Annotated in this window: 13 protein-coding genes and 2 pseudogenes; 4 read left to right on the forward strand and 11 right to left on the reverse strand. The window is 58.6% G+C overall.

What is annotated here, in order from left to right; all coding sequences use genetic code 11:
• Window positions 1-531: 531 nt before the first annotated feature.
• A complete protein-coding gene (locus CU102_RS19570; RefSeq protein WP_106712786.1) occupies window positions 532-1,704 on the reverse strand; it encodes a Fic family protein in 1,173 nt (390 codons plus the stop codon).
• Window positions 1,705-1,911: 207 nt separating this feature from the next.
• Between CU102_RS19570 and CU102_RS19575 the strand changes: the two are divergent.
• A pseudogene (locus CU102_RS19575) lies at window positions 1,912-2,939 on the forward strand (IS110 family RNA-guided transposase).
• 569 nt (window positions 2,940-3,508) lie between these two features.
• Here the strand turns inward: CU102_RS19575 and CU102_RS19580 are convergent.
• The 10 genes from CU102_RS19580 to CU102_RS19625 form a co-directional block, all read right to left on the reverse strand.
• Window positions 3,509-3,724 (reverse strand): hypothetical protein, encoded by a 216-nt coding sequence (locus CU102_RS19580; RefSeq protein WP_425351576.1) that lies wholly within the window; start codon window positions 3,722-3,724, stop codon window positions 3,509-3,511.
• 223 nt (window positions 3,725-3,947) lie between these two features.
• Entirely contained in the window at window positions 3,948-4,892 is a 945-nt protein-coding gene (gene dmeF / locus CU102_RS19585) for a CDF family Co(II)/Ni(II) efflux transporter DmeF (RefSeq protein ID WP_106712788.1), read from the reverse strand.
• Window positions 4,889-5,167 carry a metal/formaldehyde-sensitive transcriptional repressor gene (locus CU102_RS19590; protein ID WP_106712789.1) on the reverse strand — a complete coding sequence of 93 codons (279 nt, stop codon included), beginning with the start codon at window positions 5,165-5,167 and terminating at the stop codon, window positions 4,889-4,891. The genes dmeF and CU102_RS19590 overlap by 4 nt, the downstream gene beginning before the upstream one ends.
• Before the next feature lie 197 nt (window positions 5,168-5,364).
• Window positions 5,365-6,390 (reverse strand): DUF1254 domain-containing protein, encoded by a 1,026-nt coding sequence (locus CU102_RS19595; protein WP_106712790.1) that lies wholly within the window; start codon window positions 6,388-6,390, stop codon window positions 5,365-5,367.
• A 91-nt stretch (window positions 6,391-6,481) separates the two neighbouring features.
• On the reverse strand, window positions 6,482-7,999 hold the full coding sequence (locus CU102_RS19600) for a DUF1254 domain-containing protein (RefSeq protein ID WP_106712791.1): 1,518 nt from the start codon (window positions 7,997-7,999) through the stop codon (window positions 6,482-6,484).
• Between the two features lie 420 nt (window positions 8,000-8,419).
• A complete protein-coding gene (locus tag CU102_RS19605; RefSeq protein WP_133624783.1) occupies window positions 8,420-9,184 on the reverse strand; it encodes a bestrophin-like domain in 765 nt (254 codons plus the stop codon).
• Between the two features lie 166 nt (window positions 9,185-9,350).
• Window positions 9,351-11,303 carry a DUF3604 domain-containing protein gene (locus CU102_RS19610; protein WP_106712862.1) on the reverse strand — a complete coding sequence of 651 codons (1,953 nt, stop codon included), beginning with the start codon at window positions 11,301-11,303 and terminating at the stop codon, window positions 9,351-9,353.
• 11 nt (window positions 11,304-11,314) lie between these two features.
• On the reverse strand, window positions 11,315-11,998 hold the full coding sequence (locus CU102_RS19615; protein WP_208113912.1) for a hypothetical protein: 684 nt from the start codon (window positions 11,996-11,998) through the stop codon (window positions 11,315-11,317).
• A 57-nt stretch (window positions 11,999-12,055) separates the two neighbouring features.
• Window positions 12,056-13,057 carry a HupE/UreJ family protein gene (locus CU102_RS19620; RefSeq protein WP_106712863.1) on the reverse strand — a complete coding sequence of 334 codons (1,002 nt, stop codon included), beginning with the start codon at window positions 13,055-13,057 and terminating at the stop codon, window positions 12,056-12,058.
• A gap of 47 nt (window positions 13,058-13,104) precedes the next feature.
• Window positions 13,105-13,977 (reverse strand): peptidyl-prolyl cis-trans isomerase, encoded by an 873-nt coding sequence (locus tag CU102_RS19625; RefSeq protein WP_106712793.1) that lies wholly within the window; start codon window positions 13,975-13,977, stop codon window positions 13,105-13,107.
• A 539-nt stretch (window positions 13,978-14,516) separates the two neighbouring features.
• On the opposite strand from CU102_RS19625, the pseudogene CU102_RS19635 reads away from it, so the two are divergent.
• The 3 genes and pseudogenes from CU102_RS19635 to CU102_RS19645 all read left to right on the forward strand — a co-directional run.
• Window positions 14,517-14,804, forward strand: a pseudogene (locus CU102_RS19635) (alpha/beta hydrolase); the annotation flags it as partial.
• A 21-nt stretch (window positions 14,805-14,825) separates the two neighbouring features.
• Window positions 14,826-15,572, forward strand: coding sequence for a DUF2092 domain-containing protein (locus CU102_RS19640; protein ID WP_106712796.1), 747 nt, complete (start codon window positions 14,826-14,828; stop codon window positions 15,570-15,572).
• Entirely contained in the window at window positions 15,569-15,841 is a 273-nt protein-coding gene (locus CU102_RS19645) for a hypothetical protein (RefSeq protein WP_106712797.1), read from the forward strand. The genes CU102_RS19640 and CU102_RS19645 overlap by 4 nt, the downstream gene beginning before the upstream one ends.
• The last annotated feature ends 15 nt before the right edge of the window (window positions 15,842-15,856 follow it).

Genomic DNA, 15,856 nt, shown 5'->3' on the forward strand with positions numbered 1-15,856 from the left:
GGACATTCGGCTCGATCTTCTGACGCACACGGCTGACAAGCACGTCGGCGCTCCCCTCCGCGGGGCCAGCAAGACCAGCCCAGCATGGGTTAGGCCGAACAGTTGGTCGTGGATGAGAACCCGTCCCGTGGTGCTAATGGTGATCATCCCATCATCCTTGTGTGGGCATGCCGGATCACACGCGAGAGAACGACCGTCTTGCTAGGGAGTACGACGCGCTGCGCAGCGCCTCATGGCGAACCGTCCGCGAGAAGAACCAGGACCAGCTCGACTTGCAGGCGTGTCATCGGGAGGTTCCACTTGAGCCATTATGCAGGCTGTTTAGTACTCAAAAGTGGCGACGACTGATGGGGATAGACGTTAATGCCGATATGCGGATTCGGATTGAACCTGAGGTCTACAACTCCTCTGTAATCGCGCCATAAGCCGAGCCTGTCGGTGATCATACGCCTCGGCACCTGATGATCACTTAACGGCCACCTCAAAAGGGGATCCAACCGCAGCCCTGCAAATGGCTTGCTTTTCACGTGGTTACGGCAGCGGATCGGTGCCTTCGTTAAGGATTGTGAGGTATCGTCTATACCGGAAAACGCGACCTCGCTTCCGGCCGGTCACCTCCTCAGCTATGCCGAGACGCTCCAGGTCGGCGAGTGCCGCGTTGACGGTAGGCGCCGATAGCCCTGTCTTCTGAACAAGTTGATTGGCTGTCAGAAACGGATTTTGTTGAAAGAGATCATGAATGCGCAGCGCCGAGCCGGCTCGGTCGCTTTGGGCTGTGATGCTCTCCCGATCTTCTTTGAACAAATCGACAATGCGGGTGGCGGCGTTAAACGCCTGGTTGGCTGTGTCGGCGACACCAGCAAGGAAGAAGTCGAGCCAGGCTTCCCAATTGCCTTGCTCACGGACCTGTTGAAGCAGTCGATAATATTCCGTTCGATGAGTCTTAAGGTAAAGACTCAGATAGAGCAGCGGCTTACGCAACACACCATTTACACAAAGATATAGCGTGACTAGCAAGCGACCGATGCGGCCGTTGCCATCCAGAAAGGGATGAATGGTTTCAAACTGGACGTGCAGAAGGCCGGCTTTTATGAGTGCAGGCAGCCGCGACCGATCTTCATGCATGAAACGTTCGAGCGCATCCAGGCAGACGTCCATCTCGGTGACTGGCGGCGGCACGAAGAGTGCGTTGCCAGGTCGCGAGCCCCCAATCCAGTTCTGCGAACGCCGGAACTCGCCAGGGCTCTTGGTCCCTCCACGCCCGCTTTGCAGCAACCGCGCGTGCATTTCACGAATCAGACGCAGTGACATCGGCAGGACTTCCAGCCGCTCTAGACCGTACATCATGGCATCGACGTAGTTCGAGACTTCGCGGATGTCGTCTACAGGGTTGCCTGCCTGCGCTTCCATCTCAAAACGAAGAAGATCTGACAGCGTCGATTGTGTTCCTTCGATCTGTGAGGATAGAACAGCCTCCTTCCTCACATACATGTAAAGAAAAAGCTCCTGGCGAGGGAGCAGCATCGTGATACCGTCTAGCCGCCCCAGCGCTCGTTCCGCTAAACTAAGCCGTTCCAAAAGTGAAAGTACGTCAATCGACGGTGTGGGTGGCAATGGCGGAGGTATGAATGCCCGCACCATCTCGCCGGCAACGGGTGTTTCGACAAAGCGGCCGAGCCGCTTATTTAGTTCAGAATCAGACATGTACCAACTATGATTTCCCGCCACTATTTAAGCAAGACGACTTTCACTTAAATAGCGGGGAAACTAAGGTAAGCGCACTTAAATAAGCCCCGAGCACTTGCAGAAGTTTGTTCCAGTAGAGATGGGATGGTTGCCGCCCTCCCCTGACGGCATCGCAATGTGCCAATGTTGTGGTGCGTTAACCCACAAAGCGGAGAAGGCGGCAAAATGAACGATACGATGATTGGTGTGGATCTGGCAAAGAGTGTTTTCCAGCTCCACGGAGCGTCGATGCTTGGCGAGGTGACGTTCCGCAAAAAGCTGTCCCGGTCGCAGTTTCTGAAGTTTATAGCGGATCAAGCACCTGCGGTCGTGGTGATGGAAGCCTGCGGCAGCGCGCACTACTGGGCGCGACAGGTCGTGGAGTTCGGCCATGCGGTGAAACTGATTGCACCCCAATATGTCCGGCCGTTCGTGAAGCGGCAGAAAAATTATGCGGCCGACGCCGAGGCGATCGTGATCGCGGCGCAGCGGCCGGAGATGCGCTTCGTGGAACCCAGGTCGCAATGGCAGCAAGCCAGGCGGTACTGTTCCGGGCCCGTGAACGTCTCGTCCATCAGCGCACCGAACTTGTGAATGCCCTGCGGGCAGTGCTCTACGAATACGGTCACACAATCCCGCAGGGCATTGTCCACCTCAAGCGCATCGAGGCGCTTCTCGACGAGCCAGATAGCGACCTGCCCGGGCTGGTCCGCGAGGAATGCCGGGATCTTCTGGCGCAAATCTCCGAGAAGACCGTGCGGATCCAGGCCAAAACGGGGAGGATCAAGGAAGTGGCGGCCGAAACCGATACGACACGACGGTTGCAGACGATGCCGGGAGTTGGCCCGATCGTCGCGCTTGCAGTCGAGGCCTTCGCCCCGGCGATGGCAAGCTTCAAGCGTGGCCGCGATTTCGCTGCCTGGCTTGGGCTCGTTCCACAACAGCATTCCTCGGGCGGCAAGGAGCGGCTCGGGCGCGTCTCGAAGGCCGGCCAGGCCGACATCCGCCAGTTGCTGATCATCGGGGCAATGTCGCGGTTGAGCTGGCTCGGGCGCAAGTCCATCGCTGCGGGATCGTGGCTGGACCGGATGCTGGCGAGAAAACCGAAGATGCTGGTCGCAATCGCCTTGGCCAACAAGATGGCGCGGGCAATCTGGGCCATGTTGACGAAGGGAGAAGATTACAGCGATCCGGCACTGATTGCGGCGGCATGATCGTCGCAACGACAATCACCGGTCAAGCAGTGTGAGAAGGCAATGACCTGAATGGGCAAATGATCGAACAGATCTGGATCGGAAAAACCAGCTAATGCCTCTGAGCCTTCGTGCTCGCAGTTGAGATTTGGACCCTATCCGCAGATCACCATACCGGCCCGCGGCGCCAGACAGGCCTTATGCGATTTTCGGAGCACATACTGAGAACATCGGGCGGTTTAGCCTCAATTGGCGAGACCGATGGGGGCATACGCGTTTGGAAAGGCCGATTAGAGTGGTTTTTGATTGGGCACAAAAATCTAAAGGCAATTTGCGACAGATCCTTCTAAATCTGAACCGCTTCTATCACGCTAACCGCGGAATCGGTCGGCACACGACGAGAACATGGACGCGCTTTGTGAACTGGAAAGCGATCGCGCGATACTCCGCGGACGATCGTCCGTCTGCAAGTGCCCCAGCGAGAGTCTCGATGCCTGAGGAAGTATGTATCGGAGCCTGAGCACCGCTAATTTTTGCCACCAATGGCTGCAGCGCCAAGTTGCGGCAACACACATGGCGCTGCATTCAGCTTACAATCCAAAATCTTCCGCAGGCTCGATCAGATCGATGAGGGCAGCGACGCGGGTTCCAGGAAGTGGTCGGCCCTCGTTCATCAGCGCCTCATCGGAGTTCAGCCAAGCGAATGCCTCCCTGAGTTCGCTCAGCGACGCCTCGGTTGCTATGATGTCTGCCACCAACGTTTCGTCGACGGGTCCGAGAACGGCGACGACTTCGTCACGGGTTATGACCACGGTTCGATCCTCCCTGACAATCGACTGGATGCATCTGGCCCTTTGGCGATCACTATCCAAAGGACGGAAAAATAACGTCCGCAAGCCCGGAGCGTTCCATCTTCTGGAAACCTCCAGTGGATGCAAAAGACGCTGTTTTTCCCTTGACACCGAGAAAGACGATACCCAAATTTTAGATGTCGGCCGCCACAGCGCGGGCGCGAAGCTGTCTACGGTCTTAAGCGGCCCGTGGCTCCACCTCGACCGTTACGTGTGACAGGTCATGAATATGCGCGAGTTTTTCGCGATAGGATGACGGCGCCTTCGGATGTTCGCTAACGAGCGACACGATGGCCCCGTGATGTCCCGGACCAAGTTGCCAGACGTGCAGGTCGGTGATCATGTCGCCTTCTTCTTCAAGCGCTGAGCGGATTTCTTCCGGTAAATCTTCATTGGATGGCACGTAGTCCAGGAGCACCCCGCCCGCATCTCGAATGAGGCCCCAGGACCATTTGGCGATGACAAGCGCACCGACAATGCCCATCGCCGGATCCAGCCACAACCAGCCATAGATGCTGCCGGCAACAAGGGCAGCAATAGCAAGGACGGAGGTCAAAGCGTCGGCGAGGACATGCAGGTAGGCCGCCCGCAGATTGTTGTCATGACCATGTCCATGGTGATGATCATCATGGTGATGTCCGTGGCTGTGGAGAGACTGGTCGTCGCGCAGCAATAAGGCGCAGATGAGATTGACACTCAGACCGATCACGGCGACCGAGATTGCGTGCGAGAAGCTGATTGGAATGGGAGTGGCAAGACGCACAAAACTCTCCCACCCGATCAACAGCGCTATCAGGGCCAGCACGACGGCACTGGCGAATGCGGCAAGATCGCCGAACTTACCCGTCCCGAACGTGAAGCGCGGATTACGGGCATTCTTGCGGGCATAGAGATAAGCCAACGCGGCGATCAGCATGGCCGCCGCGTGCGTGGACATGTGCCAGCCGTCAGCAACGAGCGCCATCGAACCGAACACGGTTCCTGCCACAATTTCCGCCACCATCATCGTCGCCGTCAAGGCAATGACCAACCATGTTTTACGCTCGTTGCGCTCGTGATTGTCACCGAGGAAAACGTGGTCGTGAGCACCTGTCTGCGCGTGTGCTGTACCGTCATGGGTCATCTGAGATATTTCCTCACAACATCGATGAGTTCTGCGGCACCCTGGGCGCGTTCGGCATCCGCATCCCTATCGGGATCGACGACGTGCATGCGGATGTGGTCTTCGATGAGCTCCCCCATCAGGCCATTCACTGCTCCCCGTACTGACGCGACAAGGTTCAGGATATCCCCACAGGGCACCTCGGCTTCCAGAGCCCGCTCCACCGCCTCCATCTGCCCCTTGAGGCGGCGGATGCGTCCGAGCAGCTTGGCTTTTTCTTTCGTGGTATGCGACATAATATAGACCCCTACCCTATATTTGCTGCATTGGCAATCCGGACTGGGGGTCGGCTTGCCCGAAAATGTGCCGTCCGAAGTGGACGCTTTACCGCCGCAAGCGGGCGCGAGGCGAGCCCCTCAGAGTCCGCCAAGCGCAAGCCAATGACCGGTCGTTGGCTGTGCTGCATGCTTAGGACCCTCGCGGTCGGTTCAGATCAATTCACGGGCTGCGGATCAGGGAATTTCCATGTCCCATTGAGGATGGACTCGCGCGGACGATAGAGCCTTACCGTGTAGTTCCAGCCCTTCATATTCGGCAGGCAGTTCGGGATTTTACCATCACACCCGCCGAATTGAATCCCAATTGAGCCATCCTCGCTTTTCTGGGCCGTCACGTTGTTGAGCGAATAGGCATCGTAAGGGTTCTTCTCGTAGTAGCCTTTAGAATTGTAGAGGCTGATCGACCAGAAGCCGTCAACTGGGACATCCCTGACGTCGAGCTTGTAGATCGTCGAACCGTCATTCTTCGCAGGCGTGATGTTGAGGTAAGCGGCGTCCTTATCGGGATTGCCGCCCCAGGCAGCCGCGCTCGCAACCAGATGACGCACCGGATCGACCTCGGCCGTGGTGCCGAAAGCCTTGTTAAAGTCGGGCATGGTTGTCGCCAGAATGAGAAGGGCGTCGCGAACCTTCGTTTGACTGTCCTGATCCCACTCCGGCACTTCGAATTTACCCGGACCTCCGGTCTGGTCGATCTTGATGGCGTCCTGCAGAGCATGGACCTGCTCGACGTCCTTCGGATCGGAGGGGTCGACGAATGTACGTATGGCAATCGCCAGATAACGCGTGCCCACCTGATTCTTGGTGAACGTGCTCGCACCTCCATACGATACCGCCGGAATGTAATGGTCTTCATTGATGGCGAGCAAAGACATGAAGCGCTTGTCTGCCTCCGGCAAAGTAATCGTCACTGGCCCGGCGTCGAGGTCGAAGATTGCCGCCGAGTAGAGCGTGTCGCGGTTGAGGCGTATGACTGTCTGGTTGTCGATTGCCGCTGGTTCGCGGCGATGGGTGAATTTCCCGAAGCCCCCATCTTTGACGATGTTGCTGAAATAGAGGTCGCTCTCAGCACGGACGAAATTGTCGATGGTGACGGGTTCGGCGGCAAGTGATGCGCTGGAAAAAGCGATGAGTGCCCAAACGCCCATCACGGCGGCAAACGCGAGATATCTAGCATTCATAGCGGTTCCTTCGGTTCATTTTCTGCGATGACGTCTAGCGGCATCGGATGCCAGGCCGTTAGGCAAGACACCTTGAGCCAGCGGCCTTGTTTTAATCGACCCGTTCGAAGTCACCTGGCTTCCAACTTTTGTCGAACCATGGCTCCAATGGAGCGTACAGCCGCAACAACGAATTCCAGCCCTTGCCGGGCATGGTTTGAACCCAGTTTCCCTCTTGTCCCGACGGAGCCTCAGGAGAGAACCAAACTGTCACGGAACCGTCCTCGTTCTTCTTGATGCCCGGCTGGCTGCTGTCGATCCCTGCGAGTTTCTGATCAGTTTCCAGCATCGATCTGGTCTGGTTGTCGTAGACTGTGAACGACCAGAACTGTCCGGCCGGAACGGGGAACGGCAGGGTGATCTTGTATGCCTTGCTTCCGTCGAGATAGGTTCCCGTCGAGTCCCTGACAGCAAACGCATAGGCCGAGCCGGTGCCGGGTTTCGCGTCTGCCATCGCAGGGGTGATCCCCGTCGCCGCGTAATGGAACATCGTGCGGGCGTCGAGCATGCGTGCGCCGTCGTTCAGGAACTGATAGCTGTTGCCGATGAAGCCGTTGTTCCATTGACGGTCGGGATAAAACTTCGCGCGTTCATCGCGGGGCGCAAATACCATCGACCGGGCTGTCGCATTGCCGACCGCGACAGCCTCGGTGAGGATTGCCTTCATGCGGGCGTCGGGCGCGAACGGCTTGCCCTTCTTGATGCCAATGGATGCGAATAGACCGACAGTTTCCGGATCGAAGGCATCGCCCGGCTCAGCCTGAATGACGCTGTTGAGTTCCTCATAGAAATGGAAGTCATTGGCATGAACCGTGTTGAATTGTTTGCCGGAGATGTTGATGAAGGTGGTGTCCGGCGGCTCCTTGTCCGTCGACAGCGGGTAGACACGCGCATGATCCTTCACGTTCGTGACCGCTGCAGCAATGTCGCCGTCTTTGACGAAGGCGCGGTAGAGAACGAGGTTTGTGTTGGTCGGTGACTTGGTGACGAAGTAACCTTCAGAAGGCAACTCGCCGGAATAGCCTGGCGGCACAAAGAGATATTTCCCGCCTTTGCCCCTGTCTGGTCCGATGAGGCCGACATCGGTGACATAGCGGAAATAGGCATCGTCGACGGGTCCGAGCACACCTGGCGGCACCTGCGCCACGACCGGACCGTCCGCGAGATCCACACAGAAGAAGACGTAGACGGTCGTCGTATTCGCGGTCAGAAACAACGAACGCGCGTCCATCAGGTTCTCTGTAACACCGATGCCTTTGTTCTTTGCTGCCCCGACATCCTCCAGACCTTGGCACAGTGCGTAGACAGACGCGGCCGGCATTCCGGATAGAAAGGCTTCGACGCCCCTTGAAAAATCGATGTTGTCGTAAACCTTCTGCACCGTCGCCTGATCGGGAAGGCCGTCAGAGAACTCCAGGATCCCAATGCGAGTTTTCACCGTATCCGGCGTCTGGATGTTCGCCGGAACATCAGCCATGAATCTGGGTCCGGCATCTTCCTGCGCGGCAACGGACGTCGCTGAGACGAGCGAAAACAGTGCCAGCGCTGGCAGTCGATTGAACTTGACCATGCATACTCTCCTGGAAGTTACCGGCGGGAAAATACCCGCGGCCTTCTGCCGAGGAAGTACGTTACAGTAAATATCGCCGTAAACTCGCGGCATTCGATCCCATTTGAGGTGGCAACTGTCCGTAGAGCAGTTTCGAGGAATACGTCGGCACGGATTGGTTTGAGCGCGTGACGCCTGTTGAATTCGACGAGTAAGCTCACCCCTGCGGCACAAGATCGACGCAATGCCCGATTAGAGAAGCGGTCATAACGAACCGACTTGAAGAATTCGAGTGCGCGGTTCCACACGAGATATTATGCGATTTTCGAAGCACAGAACGGGAACGTGATTAAGGGATGTCCGCTAATGGAATGGACCGGCTGCAAATGGATAGTGGGTCATGATGGGTCGGTGCACCGGTCCAAGCTTGCAGCACACCGATTACTGCCCGATCCGCTCGAAAGCATGACGGATCGGGGCGCTGGAAAGCTGCAGTGTTCCTTCGAACGGCCGACCCAATTCCAGGATCAGGAAGATCGCCGCCGAAACCGAGAGTGCACATACGAAAAGCACGCCGATGATCGTCGCGTTGGGTGGCGAAAGAAGCCCAAAGCTGGCAAACAGTACCGTTAGCCAGAATACAAGGATTATGAGGAACGGCAGCGGGACGACGCCGCTTTCCTGCTGCGCGACGAGCAGCCAGCGTGTCTGGCCGAGCTCCTGGAGCAACTGCAGGGCTTGAGATTGGAGCCTGCGCTGCGTGTCGTCCTGTGGTGAGAGTTCCTGAACCAGATTGTAGACCGCTGTAGCGCCTGCTGTTGTATCGGATGCAGTCAACGAGGAAGCCAGAGACGAGTCATTTGGCCAGATGTGATTGAGCGCGGATGCGACGGTGTGCCGGAACTGATTGCGCGCCCCTGCGGCCTTCGGTCCATACAGCGCCAGCCCCGCGTCGACCAGAATGAGCTTGGCTGCGACCTGATCAAGCCCGTCACGCTGTGTATCGTACTGGCTCTTGCTGGAGGCAATGAGCAGGCCGAGGACCAAGGCAGCCAATGTCGCCAGCAGGCCCATTCCCAGTTTTAATACATCCTTGGAATCGTTGTTCAGATGATGTTCGGGCAAGATGCGGCGAAGCAGCATGCCAAGCAGTGCGCCGCAGGACACACAGACGAAAACGATCCAGGCTATTGCTATGCCCGCCACAATTGCCCTCTTTGACCAGACGCTGTGCTTTCGCGGCCGTTCAATGCATCAAACTCTCGCTGGAATTTGTATCTGAGCGCTGCATCACGCGCAATTATAGGATGTCTCGCGCTGCCACCGTTGCCCCGCAAGTCGCTGATAATGATATCCGCCTCGCCCGGTTCGTTCATTGAGGCATCGCCCCGGTATACCAGATCGGCGACGTATAGGCGCGCTCCTGCGTGATCATCGGCACTTCGGGCGGTAAAGTCAGTCCGAAGTACTTCGCGTCGTAGGCTGTCCAGCGCGGCGTCGGGATTTCGATAACGCGGCCGTAATAGAACGCACGCTGGGCGGGATCGAAGTCCGGGTCCTTCCATACGCCGAGCAGCTCCGGCGCCCCGATGGAATTGCTCCAGGTGGCGTTCGGCACGTCAACCGTGTTGCCGACCGGGGGCAGCTTACCGTTCGCATCCGGCTTGCGGTCGCCAGACCAGGCAACGTCATAGATCTTCTCATGCACCGCGCCGGCCGCGTCGAGCCAGCCCTTGATGATCTGGTAGCGGTCGAGATTAGCCCCGATGGGGTCCTTCAGCGCCGCCACCAGGAATGTCGGAACTTTTCCTTCGGGTGCCGGGCCGATGTCGCCGCCCATTGGTACACCCTTGGTGTAACCTGCAATCGCCGGGCTGCGGGTGTTGGCGTCCGCGTCCTCAAAGTCAAAGCCGCCGAAGAAGCGCACCATCATGCGCGGGCCGGTCGTCGCATAGGTCTCGCGCCGCTTCATCGCATCGAAGATGGAGGCGCGGGTGTTCTCCTGAGCCCACACAGCCGCGTAGCCGGACGCCGTTTCTTCCCAACCCATGACCTGGATGCCGGTCTTCGGATTGCTGAAGAGCGGATGAGTAGCCCGGCCAGGGCTAGGCTCCGAACTGGTTACCTTCCCCCAAAAATTGTCGTCGTCGGCTGTGGCAAGGCCGGTGTGGGCGTCGGTGCTGCCGACCAGCCCGAACTTGTAGGGGTTGATGCCTTGCTTGGTTTCCAGTTTGAGGCCGTTCTTGAGCGCCGAGCGCGCGTACTCGAATTCCAGCATCTCCGGCTTCTTCGCCTGGGTAAGATCGAGGTTGGCCTTGTCCCAGCGCTCGAAATTTGCGAACTCGTCGTTGGGCGACAGCAACGGGTGGGTTTCGCCATCGCCCTTCATCTGGGTGGCCTCATAGAGCACCTCCCATTTCGCACGCTGCTCGGCATATGCGCGATCGATCTCCTTGCCGGTGAAGGATTCGACGATCGGGAACATCGTTCCGTTGCTCAAGTTGCCGTTGTGGGCGATTGCGAGCACCTCGCCGCCGGTTTTGTCTTCGTAGTTCTGCAGCCATTTCCACAGATCACGCGGATTATCGCTCCCCGGTGGCAGTGTCGTGAACGGTACCATCTGGCTCGCCTTGTTGGCACCGTCGCGGTAAATAACATTGCGGTGAAGGTTGTTGCCCCCGGTGTTCGAGGTCCACTCATAGCCGATAACGGCAGTGAACCGGCCGGGGTCGTTTGCCTCTTCGGCAGCCGCGATCGTCTGTTGCCAAGCTCCTCGATAGGCGGATGAGTCGGGCGAGTAGAGGAGAGGACCAGTGAATTTCCCAGCGCCGAAGGATACGACGATCTCCATGGCCGCTGCCGCTCCCTGACCATTTTGGATCATGTCATACCATTTGCGCCCCAGCGGATCGGCCATCAACTCGGGCTTTCCACTCATCAGGTCGGGGAAAAAGCCCATGTTGTCCGAATGGTCGGTTACCACGAGGAAATCCAGTGGCCGCGAAAGCCTGACCGGCTGCCCTGTCGACGAGATAACCTGTTCGCCCCTGGCCAACTTGTAGGCATCGCGTGGCCCTAGCCGTGCGCCGAACGCGCCGGCGTCCATGGAAAACGCAGTGTGCAGGTGCGTGTCGCCGAACAGCGGGCGCATCGGAAAATTGCGCTGGGCATAAGGCGAATACGGCCTCGCCTTGAACACCCTATCCGTCTGCTCCGGGGTCAAGGTGCCCGCATCGGTCGTTGTTGGCTCCTGAGCCTGTGCGATCGTGCCCAGGCACGCCGTCATCAAGGCAAGGCCAGCCACCGTGAAAGAACTCCTGATCATGCTCCCCTCCATCATTGAACCGGTTTTCCAAACATGTCTGACTCCACGGCCGTCGTACCGGTCTGTGAGGCATGAGGCGAAGCTGTGCTTGTGTCGGTCGCGATGCGATCCGGATCAGATCCGCGCGCGCCAGCCGTATCAGCCGTACTTTGACGTGCACCGACCTGCTGATAGTTCTGAACAAACGCCGCGATCAGGGCATCCTCTCCATACAGGCGCACGATCCCGCGGGCATACGCTTGGCCGAAGGTGAGATGCCGCGCGGCGATCTCGGCGATAACGGCCTCGCCAGTGACCATGACGAGATCGCCGCGCCCCGGCCCCGAGACGTGGACCGCTGTGCGCCAGCCGTCGTCTGTCGGCTCGAAGCGCGCCCACAGCATCGGCTCGATCAGGACGACCGCGACCGAGGTCTGCAGCGGCCGGGAGGGCGCCGCACCGAGCATCGCGCCGAACTGCGCCAGCGAGGTCGCGGCAAGCTTGAACTTGTGTCCGAACAGATCAACGCCCCCACGGTCGAAATTCGCAAGTGGAAGCCGCCGCGCCGCGACTTCCCGCGAAATCGCGCCGATGACGTAGAGCGAATTGGGATAGCTCCAGTTCAGGGAGCCGCGCGCCACCGACTGCGGATCGTCATAGCCGCAGGCAAGTCCCTGTGAGCCAAGGGCTACTGCAAACAGGCCCGCCGCTGCCATGATAGCAGAGGCTGCTCTTTTCCGATGTCGTATAGTACCCCCCATCGTCGTCCCCCCTCACAGGAACATCGCGTCCAGACGTTGGACGCTCCAGAATGCCGCGACGCTACCGATCGCGTAGGCCGATGCGACGGCCGCCGCGCTCGGGATCGTGGCGAACCGCCGAACTGTCTGGACCAGCGTCAGCAGCAGCGCGATGAAGACGAGCTGTCCAATCTCGACGCCGATATTGAAGCTCAGCAAGGCCAGCGGAATGTCGCCCTGCGGCAGACCGAGGTCCACAAGAGCGCCGGCGAAACCGAAGCCATGTAGCAGCCCAAACGCGAAAGCCACGATCCACGGCCTGACGATGGCAAGGCTGAGCTGGCCGCGCTCCATGCGCACGACATCAGCGGCGACCATGACAATGCTGATGGCGATCATCACTTCGACCGGGCGCGACGGCAGCGTCACCCAGCCGAGTGTGGCGCAGGTCAATGTGATCGAGTGAGCGACTGCGACTGTGAAGGCGGTGACTGCCTTCACCAGCTTGCGCCAATCGCGCACGATCAGCATCAGAGCGGCGACGAAGAGCAGGTGATCGAAGCCAAACGCAATGTGCTCGATGCCTTGACCAAAATAGGTCGTGAAGACGCTCCAGGTGCTTTGCGATTCGGGGATCAAGGCCGATGGCTCGCCGGGTGTCAGCCGCGCCGTCCAGTTGTTGCCATTGGCAAGCGTTATGTGGATCAGGGCGTCGGTCATGGTGTTCTGCAACCCGTCGATCAGCACCGTCTGACCGGCCAACGGCTCCAGAGTTCGCACGCGCCAGGTCTGCACCATAGCGTCACCGGTTGGCTGCGAGACAATCGGCGTCACCATTTCGATCCTGCCGGAGAACAATGCGGTTAGCGCCAGCCGCGCATTGCCCTGCATCGGCGTTTTGAACAGCACACTGAACTCGTTGGTCGCTTCTTCCTGGACACTCAGGTAGGCGGGCCGCACCTCGTGGGCGGAGGCGCCCCCCGAAACAAGGACCAAAATCGCTGCCGCCAGGATGACCGTCCAGAGGTAGCCCATCGCACCGCCGGCGTGACGGACGCGCGCGGATTGATCGACCTGCCGGTTCATTTTGTCGCCACGTTCGGTGCGGGCTCGGAGCCCAGCACCGCTTTCACGCCTTCATCCACCTCCACCCCATACTTTTTGCGAAGCTCGACGAGATAATCGCGACTGAGCTCGGTCTGCTTGGCCCCGCGCCACTCGGCGAGAACCGCGTCCCGCACCGTTTCGAAAGCCTTCTGAGCATTCGACGTGCGCTCGCTTACGAATACGAGGTGGAAGCCGTAACCGGATTTCACAGGACCGTGCCACCTGCCAGGTTCGAGTGCGAATACCTCCTGGGCGAACCCGGCACCGAACATGCCCGCTAGTGCCAGTTCGCCGGTGTCGTCGAAGCTGTCGCCGAGAAGCAGCCGGTCGCCTCCTGCCGGCTCGACTTCGCCCGCATTCAATTCGGCGAGCACTGACTTGGCGTCCGCCGCGGCATCGGTGCGATGTTTCGGATTGAAATAGACTTGCTTGAACGAGAGTTTTCCGGGCGTCGCGAAATGGGTGGCATTGGCGGCAAAGTATTGCTGCAACTGCGCCTCGCTCGGCTCCGCGAGCCGGGCTGTATCCTCGACAAGGAACTTCAACTTTTGCGCCAGGCGACGGCGAATGACGGTGTCGTCCTGGGCCAGACCCATCGCCTCGGCCTCGCGCGCCATCAGCCTTTCGTTCAGGAGATCGTTGACCAACCCCTTCAGCTCGTCGGCGGTCGGCTGGCGCAGCCACTGGCTCGACCAGGTTTGCTTCAGCCAGCGTACGTCGCCTTCGCCGATGCGCACCGGATCGACGGCCGTTGCCTCAACGTTTTTATTGTTGAGCCAGGAATAGCCGCCGAAGAGGATCGCCCCAACGATGGCGAAGTGCAGAAGTGGTTCCCTGAGCAGCGTCATGCGCCCAACTCCGCAACTCCTCCAGTCAGTGATGGAGGAGAACGATCATTTGCAAGATCCGCGCGGTTTCTCTTTTCGGCATGCTCTGCGACACTTTCCCCAAGAGCACCGATACTACCTACATTTTATGCACCAGGCCTCGAACGGTTGCAATATGCATTATTATTCAATGATGTATTATGCTATCATTTCCATGTGTAATGCCAAGCGAATTCAAGATCTAAGCTCTGCTGCAGAAAGTATTCATCTGCGCTGGGCAATGGTTTCACTTGTTTCAGTCAACAAGATTGCCAGGGGCGGAATGCAAACGATCCTGCCTCAGAAAACTTCAGGCTTGAGGCAATGAGTTCATCCGACAGGATACAGGCCCTCGGGATGATGCACAGAATCCGTCATTTGTGGCAAAGCAAGGAGGCGCATGGGCAGTTTTTGTGGGCTGATACCGGTTTCCCTCGTGGGATGCAGGCCGGGCATTCTGCTTGCCTCCACTTTAACCACACTTGTAGCCGGCTGTGGCCGGCCGGAGTGCTCGCGCCTGACGGGCGCCTAGTTCAGCCTTCACGAAGATCACAGTGCCGATCCGGCGTGACAAGCTTCGCAAGGATGGTGAGGGCGCCTGGCCGCGAAAGCTTCCAGCAAACCCGCAGACGGATTTTGCAACCCTCAAAGCGGAAGAAGTGAGCCGGGAGACGGCTGAAAACTGGCCAAGCAAGACCGTGCGGAAGAATCCGAGCCGCAGTGTTCCTGTCTTCGCCCACGGATTCAATAATCGGTTCGAGGACGCGGTGTGGTCAGCGATGAACGAATGCAGTGATGCAGTGGGATAAAGTTACAAACGGGAGGAAAACATGAGAACGGAAAGTCGATTAGCCACGGGAATACTCGCCTTGGCACTGTTCGTGCCTGCTGCGCATGCAGAGGATGATGCTCGCGCCATTCTTAAATCCATGTCGGAGTACTTGGCGAAACAACAGACCTTTTCTGAAACTTTCGACACCGACATTGAAGTTCTGACGCCCGATTTGCAGAAATTGCAGTTCGCGAGCTCAGGTCAGGTCGCTGTCGGCCGCCCGAACAAGATGCACGCGGCTCGCACCGGCGGCTTCGCCGATGTCGAGATGATTTTCGACGGCAAGCAGATAACCATCCACTCGAAGGACGACAAAGTATTCACGCAGATTGAGGCACCGGGGACGATCGACGAACTCATTTCCAGGCTCGAAGCGGACGGTTATTCGTTGCCCGGCGCCGACCTGCTCCTGTCGAACGTCTATGATGAGCTCAATGCCGGCGTCATTGATGCCAAGCATATCGGCACGGGCGTAGTTGGCGGCATCGAGTGCGATCACCTGGCCTTCCGCAATGCGGATTCAGATTGGCAGCTTTGGGTGCGCACCGGAGCAGAACCAATCCCCTGCAAATATGTCATCACCTCCAAGGCCGTGACGGCTGCGCCGCAATACACGCTTATCGTCAATTCGTGGAGCGGAGAGGCCAATGATGATTTCTCGTTCGCACCCCCAGCCGGCAGTAAGAAGGTGGATGCAAAGGCGATGCCCCACATTGACGAAGTACCAGAAGGAGCCAACCAATGACCCGTCGCACAAGACTAATCGCGGTGGCAGGCGGTATTGCCATGATGCTGTTTGGAGGGGACTTTCCCACGGGTGGGACCGGCTCGTTCCTCTCTGACGCTCAGGCTCGCGTCGGACGCCCCCTAACGCCGGTGAGCTATGCTGGAGTGGCGCGGCGAACGACGCGCCGATCCGTTGCCGCCGGAGCGGCGATCGGCACAACGGTCTACGCCCCAGGCTGCGTCCAGGCGGTCGACGCCTACGGGCGGATTTATTACAGGTGTCGGTAAGTATTCCAGGCAGCA

Origin of the sequence: Phyllobacterium brassicacearum (assembly GCF_003010955.1) — a bacterium.
Classification (GTDB): domain Bacteria; phylum Pseudomonadota; class Alphaproteobacteria; order Rhizobiales; family Rhizobiaceae; genus Phyllobacterium; species Phyllobacterium brassicacearum.

Bases quoted from the DNA above. Each gene is read 5' to 3' on its own strand.
- CU102_RS19570 (WP_106712786.1), bottom strand. From the start codon at position 1,704: ATGTCTGATTCTGAACTAAATAAGCGGCTCGGCCGCTTTGTCGAAACA.
- dmeF (WP_106712788.1), bottom strand. From the start codon at position 4,892: ATGACCCATGACGGTACAGCACACGCGCAGACAGGTGCTCACGACCAC.
- CU102_RS19590 (WP_106712789.1), bottom strand. From the start codon at position 5,167: ATGTCGCATACCACGAAAGAAAAAGCCAAGCTGCTCGGACGCATCCGC.
- CU102_RS19595 (WP_106712790.1), bottom strand. From the start codon at position 6,390: ATGAATGCTAGATATCTCGCGTTTGCCGCCGTGATGGGCGTTTGGGCA.
- CU102_RS19600 (WP_106712791.1), bottom strand. From the start codon at position 7,999: ATGGTCAAGTTCAATCGACTGCCAGCGCTGGCACTGTTTTCGCTCGTC.
- CU102_RS19610 (WP_106712862.1), bottom strand. From the start codon at position 11,303: ATGATCAGGAGTTCTTTCACGGTGGCTGGCCTTGCCTTGATGACGGCG.
- CU102_RS19615 (WP_208113912.1), bottom strand. From the start codon at position 11,998: ATGGCAGCGGCGGGCCTGTTTGCAGTAGCCCTTGGCTCACAGGGACTT.
- CU102_RS19620 (WP_106712863.1), bottom strand. From the start codon at position 13,057: ATGGGCTACCTCTGGACGGTCATCCTGGCGGCAGCGATTTTGGTCCTT.
- CU102_RS19625 (WP_106712793.1), bottom strand. From the start codon at position 13,977: ATGACGCTGCTCAGGGAACCACTTCTGCACTTCGCCATCGTTGGGGCG.
- CU102_RS19640 (WP_106712796.1), top strand. From the start codon at position 14,826: ATGAGAACGGAAAGTCGATTAGCCACGGGAATACTCGCCTTGGCACTG.
- CU102_RS19645 (WP_106712797.1), top strand. From the start codon at position 15,569: ATGACCCGTCGCACAAGACTAATCGCGGTGGCAGGCGGTATTGCCATG.